At 30.7% G+C, this 13,626-nt stretch carries 14 protein-coding genes; 2 read left to right on the forward strand and 12 right to left on the reverse strand.

Features of this window, described 5'->3' with window-relative positions:
* Positions 1–24: 24 nt before the first annotated feature.
* The 5 genes from prmC to BLV79_RS04340 all read right to left on the reverse strand — a co-directional run bounded on the left by prmC (position 25) and on the right by BLV79_RS04340 (position 4,329).
* Positions 25–855, reverse strand: coding sequence for a peptide chain release factor N(5)-glutamine methyltransferase (prmC, locus tag BLV79_RS04320; protein WP_074716482.1), 831 nt, complete (start codon positions 853–855; stop codon positions 25–27).
* Entirely contained in the window at positions 845–1,792 is a 948-nt protein-coding gene (locus BLV79_RS04325; protein ID WP_074716484.1) for a DUF1385 domain-containing protein, read from the reverse strand. Before BLV79_RS04325 ends, prmC begins: the two co-directional genes overlap by 11 nt.
* A 163-nt stretch (positions 1,793–1,955) precedes the next feature.
* Positions 1,956–2,156 carry a 50S ribosomal protein L31 gene (gene rpmE / locus BLV79_RS04330; RefSeq protein WP_074716486.1) on the reverse strand — a complete coding sequence of 67 codons (201 nt, stop codon included), beginning with the start codon at positions 2,154–2,156 and terminating at the stop codon, positions 1,956–1,958.
* Positions 2,157–2,355: 199 nt separating this feature from the next.
* Positions 2,356–4,086, reverse strand: coding sequence for a transcription termination factor Rho (gene rho / locus BLV79_RS04335; protein WP_074716488.1), 1,731 nt, complete (start codon positions 4,084–4,086; stop codon positions 2,356–2,358).
* A 57-nt stretch (positions 4,087–4,143) separates the two neighbouring features.
* Positions 4,144–4,329 (reverse strand): hypothetical protein, encoded by a 186-nt coding sequence (locus BLV79_RS04340; protein ID WP_074716490.1) that lies wholly within the window; start codon positions 4,327–4,329, stop codon positions 4,144–4,146.
* 129 nt (positions 4,330–4,458) lie between these two features.
* Here BLV79_RS04340 and BLV79_RS04345 point away from each other — a divergent pair, with 129 nt between their 5' ends.
* Entirely contained in the window at positions 4,459–4,974 is a 516-nt protein-coding gene (locus tag BLV79_RS04345) for a DUF4364 family protein (protein ID WP_074716492.1), read from the forward strand.
* A 198-nt stretch (positions 4,975–5,172) separates the two neighbouring features.
* On the opposite strand, the gene BLV79_RS04350 is transcribed toward BLV79_RS04345, so the two are convergent.
* The 4 genes from BLV79_RS04350 to dapF form a co-directional block, all read right to left on the reverse strand.
* Positions 5,173–5,778, reverse strand: a complete 606-nt coding sequence (locus BLV79_RS04350; RefSeq protein WP_074716494.1) for a flavin reductase family protein — start codon at positions 5,776–5,778, stop codon at positions 5,173–5,175.
* 275 nt (positions 5,779–6,053) lie between these two features.
* Entirely contained in the window at positions 6,054–6,938 is an 885-nt protein-coding gene (gene dapA, locus BLV79_RS04355; RefSeq protein WP_074716496.1) for a 4-hydroxy-tetrahydrodipicolinate synthase, read from the reverse strand.
* 19 nt (positions 6,939–6,957) lie between these two features.
* A complete protein-coding gene (locus tag BLV79_RS04360; RefSeq protein ID WP_074716498.1) occupies positions 6,958–8,430 on the reverse strand; it encodes a UDP-N-acetylmuramoyl-L-alanyl-D-glutamate--2,6-diaminopimelate ligase in 1,473 nt (490 codons plus the stop codon).
* Positions 8,431–8,505: 75 nt separating this feature from the next.
* The gene (gene dapF, locus BLV79_RS04365; protein WP_074716500.1) at positions 8,506–9,333 is read right to left on the reverse strand and encodes a diaminopimelate epimerase; all 828 of its coding nucleotides are present in this window, start codon (positions 9,331–9,333) and stop codon (positions 8,506–8,508) included.
* Positions 9,334–9,491: 158 nt separating this feature from the next.
* On the opposite strand from dapF, the gene BLV79_RS04370 reads away from it, so the two are divergent.
* Positions 9,492–10,334, forward strand: a complete 843-nt coding sequence (locus BLV79_RS04370; RefSeq protein WP_074716502.1) for an AraC family transcriptional regulator — start codon at positions 9,492–9,494, stop codon at positions 10,332–10,334.
* A gap of 147 nt (positions 10,335–10,481) precedes the next feature.
* Here BLV79_RS04370 and BLV79_RS04375 read toward each other — a convergent pair whose 3' ends face one another.
* The 3 genes from BLV79_RS04375 to BLV79_RS04385 form a co-directional block, all read right to left on the reverse strand.
* On the reverse strand, positions 10,482–12,134 hold the full coding sequence (locus BLV79_RS04375) for a putative manganese-dependent inorganic diphosphatase (RefSeq protein ID WP_074716504.1): 1,653 nt from the start codon (positions 12,132–12,134) through the stop codon (positions 10,482–10,484).
* A gap of 169 nt (positions 12,135–12,303) precedes the next feature.
* Positions 12,304–12,504 carry a cold shock domain-containing protein gene (locus BLV79_RS04380; protein ID WP_022747641.1) on the reverse strand — a complete coding sequence of 67 codons (201 nt, stop codon included), beginning with the start codon at positions 12,502–12,504 and terminating at the stop codon, positions 12,304–12,306.
* 112 nt (positions 12,505–12,616) lie between these two features.
* Positions 12,617–13,576, reverse strand: a complete 960-nt coding sequence (locus BLV79_RS04385) for a mechanosensitive ion channel family protein (protein WP_083354439.1) — start codon at positions 13,574–13,576, stop codon at positions 12,617–12,619.
* Positions 13,577–13,626: the final 50 nt, after the last annotated feature.

Raw genomic sequence — 13,626 nt, forward strand, 5'->3', positions numbered from 1 at the left:
TAAATTTATTAAAAATAAATAAATCTACTCTAACTGTCCCACAACAACTCTATCATTGCCTGCAAGATCCTTTATAACTTGAACATTCTTAAAATCCGCTTGATTCATCATAAGATCTAAGCTTTTTCCCTGATCATATCCTATTTCAAGAATAAGATATCCTTTGTGATTTAAGAATTCTTTACTATGTCTTACTATTTTTCTATAAAAATACAAACCATCTTCTTTGCCATCTAATGCCCCTATTGGTTCAAACATTGCAACTTCAGGCATAAGATTTTGTATTTCCTCAGTTTTTATGTATGGCGGATTTGAAACAATTATATCATATTTGTCTTTTACATTTTCAAATAAATCACTTGTTTCAAATTCAGCAACAACATTATTAATCTTTGCATTCTCTTTAGCAAGATTTATTGCATTCTTAGAAATATCTATCCCTAGACCAGATACCCCTATCGAGTTTTTCAATACACTTATTAAAATGCAACCGCTACCTGTACACATATCAAGAATTGACATATTAGGTTCTATTCTCTTAAGTACTTCTTCAACTAGAGTTTCCGTATCTTGTCTTGGAACAAGTACCGAACTGTTAACTCTAAAATTCAAGCCATAAAATTCCTGCTCACCAGTTATATATTGAAGAGGTACCCTTTCCGCACGCTTGCCAATTACAAGATCATACTCTCTAATATGCTCTGCCAAAACCTCATCTTGCATATGCATGTAATAATAATTTCTATCTATTTTGCATACCATCTCTAGTAATAACCAAGCATCATTCTTTGCATCAACAATTCCTACGTCTAATAAACGCTCAGTTCCATTATCTAATACTTCTTTATAAGTCATATATTCTCTGTTCCTTTTGCCATTTACTCCAATCAAAAACTGCTTCAACTGAAGCAATTCCAACTTCTATCATATCATCGTCTGGTTCTTTTGTCGTTATTCTTTGCATCCAAAGACCTGGTGCGCTTACTAAATCAATAAATTTATTATCGTTTTTACCAGCTAATTGAATAAACTCATAAGACACACCTGCTATAAGAGGAACACAAATCAAACGAACTAATAATTTAACAATATGAGAATCAAATTGAATGAACATAAAAAATACAATACTTATCATCATGACTAAAATCAAAAAACTTGTTCCGCATCGTTTATGATGTTTAGAACTTTTTCTTACATTTTCGACTGTTAGTTTATGTCCATGTTCAATACAATTAATACATTTATGCTCAGCACCATGATACATATATACCCTCTTTATATCTGGTGTAAATGAAATAAGACTAATATATAAAATAAAAATCACAAGTCTTGTTATTCCTTCTAAGAAAACCACAAAAAAATTAGACTTAATAAATTTTTCAAAAAATATTGATATAAAATAAGGCAAAACAAAAAACAATCCAACTGCAAGCAAAATTGATACTATCACCGTACCTGCAATCATAATCCCCTGAGAGTTACTTTCTTTAAGACTATCATTCTTAGTTATACTCTCTCTGGAATTGCTTTCTTTAGATTCTTCTTCATCCTCAAAAAAAGAAGCCGAATACATAAGAGTTGACATCCCAAGATACAAAGATTCCACAAAAGCTATCATTCCTCTTAAAACCGGGATTTTTCTAATACGTTTGTTCTTTATTATTCCTTCATATTCTGATACTTTTACTTCTATTTCTTTATCAGGCTTTCTTACAGCTACAGCATAATAATCCTTATTACGCATCATCACGCCTTCCATAACAGCCTGTCCGCCAACACCTGAAAATTTCATAATATCCTCCACTCATAATACATTATTAACTTATTGTATTATATCACAAAGCGAAATTATGTAAATGAAAAAAATATAAAATAATGAATATCTCATCTAAAATTTCAATTAAAAAGGTTGAGATTCAACAACCTCAACCTTGTAATAAAATAACTGCTTAATTCTATTTCATACCGTATTTCTTGTTGAACTGTTCAATACGTCCACGAGCCTTATTAGCTTTCTGCTGGCCTGTATAGAAAGGATGACATTTTGAACAAATCTCAACGTGAATCTCTGGTTTTGTAGAACCTGTTACGAATGTGTTACCACAGTTACATGTAACAGTTGCTTGATAGTAATCTGGATGGATTCCTTTTCTCATGCTTTTCACCTCTTTTATATTCTTATCGTTAATCTATGCTTCATTCTTCTGCACCCGTATACCCGATCCGTATATGATACTTATAACGAAGAACGACACTTTCGTCCGCTTACATCCCGATAAACAGCAGACTTATTATAACATGATATTTTGCATAAGTCAACACAATAATACCACATTTCAAGTTTCCTATTTATGTTTAAAATTTAATGGTTTTAGCTTTCATCACGAATTCAGTGTTATCATCTGTTCGACTAAATAAGTTTAAAATCATCTCTGCTGATTCATCAGCTTTCATTCCTCTTAATCCTTTTCTCATTTCTTCAACAGCCTTATACTCATCTCTATCTAACAATAAATCCTCTCTTCTCGTACTAGATTTAGAGATATCAATTGCTGGGAAAATTCTCTTTTCTGAAAGTTTTCTATCAAGTACAATTTCCATGTTACCTGTACCTTTAAATTCTTCGAAAACCACATCATCCATTCTACTTCCAGTATCTACAAGTGCTGTTGCAAGTACAGTTAAACTTCCGCCTTCTCTCATCTTTCTAGCTGCACCAAAGAATTTCTTTGGCATATGAAGAGCTGCTGGATCTAAACCACCTGATAATGTTCTACCACTTGGCTGTACTGTTAAGTTATATGCTCTTGTTAATCTTGTAATACTATCAAGTAAAATCATAACATCTTGTTTGTGTTCTACTAAACGTTTTGCTCTTTCAATTACCATTTCTGAAACACGCTTATGATGTTCTGGCAACTCGTCAAAAGTAGAATAGATTACTTCTACATTATCACCAACAATAGATTCTTTGATATCTGTTACTTCTTCTGGTCTTTCATCAATTAATAAAATAATCAAATGCATATCTGGGTTATTTTTTGTAACTGACTTGGCAATATCCTTCAATAATGTTGTTTTACCTGCTTTTGGTGGCGAAACAATCATACCTCTTTGTCCCTTACCAATTGGAGAAATCAAATCAACAACTCTCATAGCAAGTGAACAGCCAGGTCTTTCTAGATGAATTCTTTCATTTGGGAAAATAGGTGTTAGATCCTCAAAATTTGGTCTAGAAATTGTTGCTGATGGTGGATATCCATTAACAGTTGACACATACAACAACGCAGAGAATTTCTCGCCCTGTGTTTTGATTCTTGTATTACCACATACAATATCTCCAGTTTTAAGGTTAAATCTTCTAATCTGTGATGGAGCGACATAAACATCCTCATCACCTGGCAAATAATTTGCTGAACGAATAAAACCAAAACCATCTGGCATAACCTCTAAAATTCCATTAGCTGTATATCCACTATCTAAATCGGCATTTTCTTCTTTAATTAACGAAAGCTCATTATTGGTGTGATTATTCTTATAATTTCTACCATTATCTACATACTCATTATTTCTACTTGTTCTATAAGATGATCTTTCATTATTATTTCTTCTTGCATCATGCTGATTATCATCTGGATTTGACTTATTATAATTATTATTAAATCTATTCTGATAATTATTTCCACTATCTCTTGAATAATTATTATCTCTTGAATATCCATTAGAACTATTATCAGAATAACTTATTTCTACTGTTCTAGTGTTTTTGCGATATTCATTTCGCTCATTTTTCGCATTATTTTCTCTGTAGTTATTATCTTTGTAATTATCGTTTCTAAATTCTTGATTATAATTCTTAGCAACAGAATAATTCTGTTGTACATCATTTGCCTGATTAGCATAAGATGTATAAGTTGTTGTGGATTTTTTTTCATTAGTTGGATTTAAATTTTCTTGCTTTTCATCCTCTTCAACTAATCTATCGATTAGTTCCCTTTTTTTTAATGTAGAAAATCCTCTGATTTTTCTCGCTTTAGCGATCTCTTTCAAATTAGAAAGTGACAAAGTTTCATACTTTTCTCGCATCATATTCTCCTATTTTTAATTTATTTTTTACTGAATTTACGTTAATAGAAATCATCACTACATAATACCACGAATTGAAATATTAAAAACAACAATCAAATATTTAAAATTCCAGTATTCTTGTAGCCTAATTTGCTCCATTCCAAACTTTCTAGTTGTGTCATCTAAATACATATGTTTGGGAATTTGTCTGAACTGACTCTGACTCTTAAAAGAGTTAATAACATTTATAAATGAAACCATATCTCTTGATTTACATTTTCAATCGTGTTACTATATTTCTAGAAGTAGTTTATCAGATTTTGTATTACTTTTCAATACTATTTTTAAAATAGTTTTTATTAATTTTTAAAAATGAATTTTGGAGGTACTATGGCTGAACCAAATACATTATACAAACTCATCATCCTTGATATGTTGGAAAAAGTGGATTTTCCTTTATCTAATTCGCAAATAACTAATTTTTTCTTGGATGCTGATTACACTAATTATTTTAACGTTCAGGAAATAATCCAAGACTTGGAAAGTGCTGGATTAATTTTTGGCACCCGAACCCATTCTAACACTTTATATTCGATTAATGATTTTGGTCGGGAAACATTAGGGTATTTTAAAGATAAGATATCCGAAGCAGTCGAGCAGGATATTCTTAAATATTTTGAGAAAAATAAATTTGATTTGAAAAAAGATAATTCTATTCGTGCTAATTACTATAAAACAGATAATCAAAAATATGCTGCACATTTACAAGTATATTCAAACAATCAAGCTGTAGTAGATATCACCTTGGTTGTATCATCTCAAGCGCAGGCAAATGTAGTTTGTACTAATTGGAAAAATAAGAATACAGATATTTATGAATATTTAATGGATAATCTAATTCAATAGTTATCGGTTTTTATAATCGTATTCTAAAATGTCTTTTATTGTCAACTATCTTTTATTGTTGGATATCCTTTAATAATAAAAATCTTTTATTGTTGAGTATCTTTTATTGTTAAAGTTCCCTCCAAGGAGAGTTCTTTAACAATATGTAAGATATCTACTTTTACAAGTTCAATTATTTTGCATTTATTATTTGATGCTTTATTTTTCTTTTGTTTTTTTATCCTTTTGTTTTTTATTTTTTTTGCTTTTTTTGACACTATATCCAAATTTACCAAGTTTTTCACCCAATGCGAAGTATTCACCATGAGAATACATTATCAAATTTGTATCATTTATATGAAATCTGTTAGTTTCATCAAAATACTTATCGTCAACAACTACGCCCACAACGTCGGCTATAAACATATGATGACTTCCTAACTCTTCAATTTTTCTAACTTTGCATTCTATATTTACTGGACTTTCTGCAATACCAGGCGCAGATACGTGTTCCATTTTGCTTTTTGTTAGGCCTAATTCTTTATATTTATCAACATCTCTACCACTTCTAACTCCGCAAAAATCTGTTTCCTTAACCAAATCCTTAGTTGTAAGATTTACTACAAATTCATTCGTTTCTTTAATCATGTGGTATGAATATCTTTCGGGACGAACTGAAATTGACAGCATTGGAGGATTGGTACAAATTGTTCCTGCCCAAGCTACTGTCAAAATATTTGCATTTCCTTCCTTATCTGCGACGCTTACCATCACTGCAGGCACAGGATTAAGCATATTACCAGCTTTCCAAATTTCTTTTCCCATTAATAACAACTCTCTTTCTATATAATTGATTTTTTTATTTTCAAAATCTTTTATACTTTTATAATTTTAAAAAATATAATTTCACATCTTAATTAGTTCTCTAATTGCAGATTAGCTTACTAATTATGTAATAGCTCTCTAATTGCAAAATACTCCGATCAAACAAATCTTGTTTAAAACCGGAGTATATTAATCGATCTAAAAGTTATACGTGTAAAAACTATGTTAATGTTTACACACGCAATTTACATGTAAAACAATGCTTTAGGAGACTATTATATAATACATGCATTCTTCATTGCAAGTTCTAATTCTTTTTTATGAGATTCTTCTAATTCTGTCAAAGGCAATCTTAATCCACCTGCTTTATAACCCATGATATTTGCAGCCCATTTCACAGGAATTGGATTAACCTCGCTAAATAAAGCATGGATTACGTTCAAATATTTAAGTTGTAATGATAATGCTTTTTTAGTATTTCCTTCTAAATAACTCATAACCATATCATGTGTATCTTTAGGAGCAACATTGGATAATACAGAAATCACTCCAATTCCACCTAATGATAAAATGGGAATAACCTGATCATCATTTCCTGAATAAATATCTAAAACGCCATCATTCATAGCTGCTAAATCGGCAATTTGAGAAATGTCTCCACTTGCTTCTTTGATAGCAACAATATTTTCAAATTCTTTAGCCAATTTAATTGCTGTCTCTGGTAAAATATTACATCCTGTTCTTGAAGGAACATTATACATAATAATTGGTAAATCAACAGCTGTAGCTACTGCTTTATAATGTTCATATAAACCAGCCTGTGTACATTTGTTATAAAATGGAGTTACAACTAATATTGCATCTGCACCTACTTCTTTAGCTTGTTCAGATAATTTAATTGCAGTATGAGTTGAATTAGCACCTGTACCAGCAATTACTGGAATTCTTTTATTTACTGTTTTTACCGCAAATTCAATAACACTTTGTCTCTCTTCATAAGACATTGTTGCAGGTTCACCTGTAGTTCCACATACAATAAGAGCATCTGTGCCACCAGCAATTTGATCTTCAATAATTTTTCCTAATTCTTCAAAATTGATTGTATTATCCTCATTAAATGGAGTTAATAATGCTACTCCAGCACCTTTAAAAATTGACATAATATTTCTCCTTGTCATCTTATAAATCTAAATTTGGATTTTCTTTAATAATATCTGCAATAAGTTCTCTTTCATCCATATGATGTTTAACACCCTTGATTTCCTGATAATCCTCATGTCCTTTACCAGCTAAAACAATGATGTCACCATCTAGAGCATTTTCCATACAATACTTAATTGCTTCTTTTCTATCAGGAATTGTTACATATTCTCCATCTGCTTTTTTTACACCTGTTAAAATATCGGCAATAATATCCATTGGTTCTTCATTTCTTGGGTTATCTGATGTGATAACTGTTAAATCAGCAAGTTTAGAAGAAACCTCTCCCATTTCAAAACGTCTTGCCTTAGCTCTGTTTCCGCCACATCCGAATAAACATACCAATCTCTTTGGTTCATATTTTCTTAAAGCTTTTAATAAGCTCTCTAATGACATAGCATTATGAGCATAATCAATCATTAATGTATATCTTTTAGTTACTGGTACAATCTCTATTCTACCTTTAACTGTTACATTTTTTAAAGCATTCTTAATTATTCCTGGTTTAATATCAAAATAATTACAAATTGCAATAGCTGTTAAAGAATTATATACACTAAATGAACCAGGAACATTTACTTCCACATCAAAGTCACATTCTCCTGAAACGTGATATTTAACACCTAATTCACCGTGAGTTTTCTTAAGTTCTACATTTTTTGCAACTAAATCATTTGAATCATTATATCCGAATTTCAACACATCACATGTATGGCCTTTAAGAATTTCTTCAACGTGCTCACTATCTCCATTGAAAATACCCTTCTTACACTGTCTAAATAATAGGCTCTTACAATATGTGTATTCTGCAAAATCCTTGTGTTCATTAGTTCCGATATGATCTGGTTCTAGATTAGTAAATACACCAATATCAAAAGTAAATCCTTCTACACGACTTAATTTTAGTGCTTGAGAAGAAACCTCCATTACAACAGCATCTAATCCAGCATCTACCATTTCTCTGAAGTATTTTTGAACTACAAATGATTCTGGTGTAGTATTAGCTGAAGGAATTTTTTTATCACCTATAATTGTTTCAATTGTTCCAATCAAACCTGTCTTTATTCCTGCAGATTCAAGGATTGATTTAACCATATATGTTGTTGTTGTCTTACCTTTTGTTCCAGTAATACCAATTGTTTTAATTTCCTTTGCTGGATATCCAAAATATGCAGCCGCCATATAAGCTAATGCTTTTCTAGAATTTTCAACCTTAATAACAACAACATCATCATTTACTTCAACATCTTTTTCAACAATGACACAAGCTGCACCTTTTTTTATAACATCAGGAATAAATTCGTGTGCATCTCTTACTGTACCTGAAATACATACAAAAACTGATCCTTCTTCAACTTTACGCGAATCATACACAAGAGTTGTGATTTCTCTTTCTACATCACCTTGTACTAAAGTATAATCTAATTTTTCTACTAATTGTTTAATTGTCATTTTCAAACCTCTTTTTATTCAATCTATAAACTATATGTATTAAATTCTATATGTATTAACTTTCTATAAAACAACCTAAATAATTCCGTTAAACACTTCTGTAGCCGGACCTGTCATAAAAACATGATTGCTAGCTCTATCATATTCAATTGTCAAGTCTCCACCTAATAAATGAACTAAAACTCTATCTTTTGTATATCCATTTAAAATACAAGCTAAAACACATGCACAAGTTCCTGTACCACAAGCCCAGGTTTCTGCGGATCCACGTTCCCATACACGCATTGACACTTCACTATCACTAATAATTTCTACGAACTCTGTGTTTGTTCTCTTTGGAAACATTTTATTATTTTCAAAAAGTGGACCATATTTTTCAATCTGAAACTCTTTAACGTTGTCTATAAAAACAACTGCATGAGGATTTCCCATTGAAACACAAGTCATCTTCCATTCTCTATCACCAACTGTAATTGGATAATCTACAACCTTATCCATATCCAATGCTACAGGTATATCTTTTGCGTTAAAAACTGGTTCTCCCATATCAACACGAACTGTTTCAACTTTATCATTTTTGACATTTAAAATTAAATGCTTAATTCCAGCACCTGTTTCAACATCAACTTCTTTTTTATCTGTTAATTTGTGATCATATACGTACTTTCCAACACATCTAACACCATTACCGCACATTTCTGCTTCTGAACCATCTGCATTAAAAATACGCATTCTAAAATCAGCACAATCAGATGGCCCTATAGTAATTAATCCATCTGAACCAATACCAAAATGTCTATCACTTACTTTAATTGACATCTTTGCATAATCATCTATCTTTTCTTCGAATAAATTAACATACACATAATCATTGCCGCAACCATGCATCTTTGTAAATTTCATTTATAATCACCTTTTTCCTTCTAAGCTTAATAATCATTTCTTACTTTCCATTATATATAATATATAACACATTTTTTATAAAATACAAATAATGTGCTTTATATATTGCAAATCGTGCTTTTTCATTGTAACATATAACCATAAGGAGGTTCGTATTCATGACTTCATATAATCGAACAGGTTATTTAAAATCAAATTTTAAAATTTTTCATTTAAAAGATCAAAAAAAACATGATATTGAATACCATTACCATAATTTTCATAAAGTATTAATTTTTTTGAGTGGTCACGTAACATATTCTATTGAAGGACGATCATATCAACTTCAGCCAAATGATATTGTTTTTGTTAATTCTGGTGAAGTTCATAAACCTATTATTTGTGACAATACAACATATGAACGTATTATTATATATATTTCCAAAGATTATTTAAGTAGTTATAGTGAAGAGAACAATGATTTAAGCCTTTGTTTCAAAAAAGCTTCACATAATAAATCTCACGTTCTTCGTGTGCATTCTTTTGCAAACAGTAAACTCGGAAGCATAACTAAAGAACTTGAAGCCTCTTTTAATACTGATGAATATGCTAATGATTTGTATCATAATATTTTATTTCTTGAATTTATGATACAACTTAATAGGCTTTCAATAAATGACGGTGTCGAATACATTAAAAACTCTTCACCCAATCAAAAAATCGTTGAAATTATAAATTATGTTAACAATAATTTAACTGATGAAATATCTATTGATTCTATTGCAAATACATTTTTCCTCAGTAGATATTATCTGATGCATATTTTCAAAGAGGAAACTGGTTATACTATAGGAAACTATATAACCAATAAAAGATTACTTCTCGCAAAAGATTTGATAGCACATGGAATGCCGATAACTGCGGCTTGCTATGAGAGTGGTTTTAAAAACTATTCAACTTTTTCTCGTGCATATAAGAAATCCTTTGGAACCACTCCAACTAATGCTTTCAAAAATAAATAAGCACACAAAAGGCTGAATCTAAGAAATTATAGATTCAGCCTTTTTTATAATAATTGTGGTCTTTATATTAAGTCTCATCTAAAATGACGCTTTAGAAAATCACTTTAGACTACAACGAAATACCTATTCATTTTACATGTTTTGACATTATGCGTCAATAGAAGACATGAATGAAGGAATAAGTTGTTTCTTTCTAGATACAACGCCTTCTAACCATAAGCTGTCTTCACCTGTGGCCTTTGGATATGCTTTCTGAGCTACTTCTCTTGCGCCTTCACCACCACAGATCAAATCAGTAGATTCTGTTAAGATATCTGTTAACATTACAAATACCATATCGATTTTCTTTTCTTCAATCATAGCATCTAATGCAGGGATTAAACGAGCTTTAACTTCATCTAACTGTTTTTTACCCATTGCACTTACCTGATCAACACCAAATGCAACGTCTCCAGCATGGAAAATCTTAAAGTCTTGATTTAAGATTTCTTCTTCTGTTTTCTCAGCGAAATTGCTTCCTGCTTCAAACATCTTAATAGCTAACTCTTCTACATCTACTCCGGCAATTTTAGCCAATTCTTCGCCTACCATTTTATCAACTGGTGTGCATGTAGGAGAACGGAACATAAGAGTATCTGAAATAATTGCAGAACATAATAATCCAGCTATCTTTGGTTCAATTTCTACGCCATTTTCTTTATACATCTGATATACGATAGTTCCTGTACATCCTAATGGTTGATTTCTAAAATATACTGGTGCTAATGTCTGTAAATCGCCAATTTTATGGTGATCAATAATTTCTACAACTTCTGCATCATCAATGTTATTTAACGCTTGTGATTTTTCGTTATGGTCAACTAAAATAATCTGTTTTTTATCGAAGCTTAATAAATTACGTCTTGAAATCATTCCAATGTAATTCATATCATCATCAACAACTGGAAAATCTCTGTGTCTTACTTCTGACATTGTTTTCTTAACATCTGATAATAAATCATCTAATGTAAATGTAGTGAAATTATCTCTTGCCATAAAAAATTTAATAGGCATACTCTGATTAATTAAACGAGCTGCTGTAAATGTATCATAAGGTGTACTAATAATAACAACTTCTTTTTCTTTAGCAGCTTCTAAAACTTTCTCACTTGCTCCAAAACCGTTACTTACAACGATACAACTGCAATTTTCTTCAATTGCAAGAAGTTGAGCATCTTCTCTATCACTTAAAATTACTAAATCGTCTGATTCAATTTTATCTTTTAAAACTTCAGATGTAGCTGTTCCGATAACTACTTTTCCTTTTACAAAATAGCCATGTTCATTACCACTTAAAAGTTTACCAGCTAATGTCTCAATGATGTTTTTATATTGAGTTCTAGCAATAGCTAATGTTTCATTATCATATACGTCCATGTATGATTCTGCGATATCTCCAGTAACAATTAAGCCCTCAAGTTTATTTCTTGTATTAACTACAGGTAATGTTGCGATATCCTGGTCTTTCATCATATCCCATGCTTTTCTGATTGAAATATGACTACTTACGCCTTCTGTCTTACGCATTTTAATATCTTTAACCTGTGAACCAGCATCTTCTACTAATTCAGGAGCTTCAACCCCAAATCTTTCTAAAATATAAGCTGTTTCAGGATTAACTTCACCTGCTCTTCTTGCTTCATATTCTACATCTTCTTTTTGATTAATTGCATTCTTGAGATATGCATAAGAAATAGCAGAACAAATTGAATCCGAATCTGGATGTTTGTGTCCTACTACCCATACTTTCTTTTTTTCCATATAAAAAATCTCCTATTTATTTATATTTAATTATTATTAATTACTTTTAAATACACACAATATCAGTTATACTAGAAAATCCTACAACTGTCAACCTTTTAGCGCATTAAAAAACACAGACCATAAAAATTTGGTCTGCGCTTTTTTTATATCTTTTCTAATAAATCTTCTATTGTATAGGCGATACATTTGTTGCCTGTGGGCCCTTTTCTCCATCAACTACTTCGAATTCAACCTTCTCTCCATCTTTGAGTTCTTTGAATCCTTCCATATTGATAGCAGAGAAATGAACAAATACATCTTTTCCTGCTTCATCTGAAAGAAAACCATACCCTTTTTTTGCATTAAACCATTTTACTGTACCCTGCATAACTAAATTCCTCCTACCTAATTAATTAAACTTTTTACAACAATTAAAGAGTATCACAATCATTAGGTAATGTCAATAATTTTCAGAAAATTTCTTTTACTATAGTTATTTATTAATCTTTTTTCAAGGAAACATCTAATTGTGGATAAGGTATGTTAATATTATGGGCATCTAACTGATTTTTTATTTCTTCTGTTAAATCCCATTTTACTTCCCAATAATCCTCAGCATTAACCCAAACTCTAAGTTGCATATCAACAGCGCTCTCTCCAAGCTCAGATACAAAAACTTTTATACCTTTGTCTTGTAAAACTCTATCATCATTTGCTGCAATATTTCTTAGAACTGTTTTAACAATGGATAAGTCTGTATCATATCCTACACCAACTCCGAATGTAATCATTCTTTCTGACATCTTTGATACATTTGTTAAACTTGTATTTGATAATGTACCATTTGGAATAAGTATCATTCTATTATCTACAGTTAATAGTTTTGTATAAAAAATTGTTATTTCATGAACAGTTCCTTCTTCTTTAGAACTATTGTTAACAATATAATCACCAACTACGAATGGTTTTAAGAGTAAAATCAAAACTCCTCCTGCGAAGTTTGACAAGCTTCCCTGCAAAGCAAGACCCATTGTTAAACCTGCTGAACCGACAATAGCTACAACAGAACTTGCAAGACCAAATTTAGCAAGTATACCCATACCAATCAAAATATAGATAGCATATTTAACTAATGAGCATAAAAATGTATTTACACCTTTTTCAACACCAAATTTATTTAATGATCTATTAAGAATCTTAATTACTGCTTTTACAATTTTTCTAGCAATAAAAATAACAATAATGACCGCTACAATATTTAATAAGAAATCTAAACCTTGAGGTATGAGATCCTCCATCCATTTTTTTAAAATTGATGGTTTCTCTACTACATTTTGAACTGCATCAGCTGCACTGTCAGAAACCTTATTAATCTTATCTTCTGTTGTCTCTTTAGCAAGCACATTATTGAATATCTTAGAAAATTTCCCACATGCACCAATAAAATCGTACGAATTCATCCTCACTACTTCCTTTCATATCTTAAATTCACGGATAGTATAACATAGAA

Origin of the sequence: Lachnobacterium bovis DSM 14045 (genome assembly GCF_900107245.1) — a bacterium.
Lineage (GTDB): Bacteria > Bacillota > Clostridia > Lachnospirales > Lachnospiraceae > Roseburia > Roseburia bovis.

Coding starts and splice junctions, on each gene's coding strand:
- BLV79_RS04380 (WP_022747641.1), bottom strand. CDS start 12,504: ATGCAGGGTACAGTAAAATGGTTTAATGCAAAAAAAGGGTATGGTTTT.
- BLV79_RS04340 (WP_074716490.1), bottom strand. CDS start 4,329: ATGGTTTCATTTATAAATGTTATTAACTCTTTTAAGAGTCAGAGTCAG.
- BLV79_RS04375 (WP_074716504.1), bottom strand. CDS start 12,134: ATGGAAAAAAAGAAAGTATGGGTAGTAGGACACAAACATCCAGATTCG.
- BLV79_RS04360 (WP_074716498.1), bottom strand. CDS start 8,430: ATGACAATTAAACAATTAGTAGAAAAATTAGATTATACTTTAGTACAA.
- rpmE (WP_074716486.1), bottom strand. CDS start 2,156: ATGAGAAAAGGAATCCATCCAGATTACTATCAAGCAACTGTTACATGT.
- BLV79_RS04370 (WP_074716502.1), top strand. CDS start 9,492: ATGACTTCATATAATCGAACAGGTTATTTAAAATCAAATTTTAAAATT.
- BLV79_RS04385 (WP_083354439.1), bottom strand. CDS start 13,576: ATGAATTCGTACGATTTTATTGGTGCATGTGGGAAATTTTCTAAGATA.
- BLV79_RS04325 (WP_074716484.1), bottom strand. CDS start 1,792: ATGAAATTTTCAGGTGTTGGCGGACAGGCTGTTATGGAAGGCGTGATG.
- dapF (WP_074716500.1), bottom strand. CDS start 9,333: ATGAAATTTACAAAGATGCATGGTTGCGGCAATGATTATGTGTATGTT.
- rho (WP_074716488.1), bottom strand. CDS start 4,086: ATGCGAGAAAAGTATGAAACTTTGTCACTTTCTAATTTGAAAGAGATC.
- BLV79_RS04350 (WP_074716494.1), bottom strand. CDS start 5,778: ATGGGAAAAGAAATTTGGAAAGCTGGTAATATGCTTAATCCTGTGCCT.
- prmC (WP_074716482.1), bottom strand. CDS start 855: ATGACTTATAAAGAAGTATTAGATAATGGAACTGAGCGTTTATTAGAC.
- BLV79_RS04345 (WP_074716492.1), top strand. CDS start 4,459: ATGGCTGAACCAAATACATTATACAAACTCATCATCCTTGATATGTTG.
- dapA (WP_074716496.1), bottom strand. CDS start 6,938: ATGTCAATTTTTAAAGGTGCTGGAGTAGCATTATTAACTCCATTTAAT.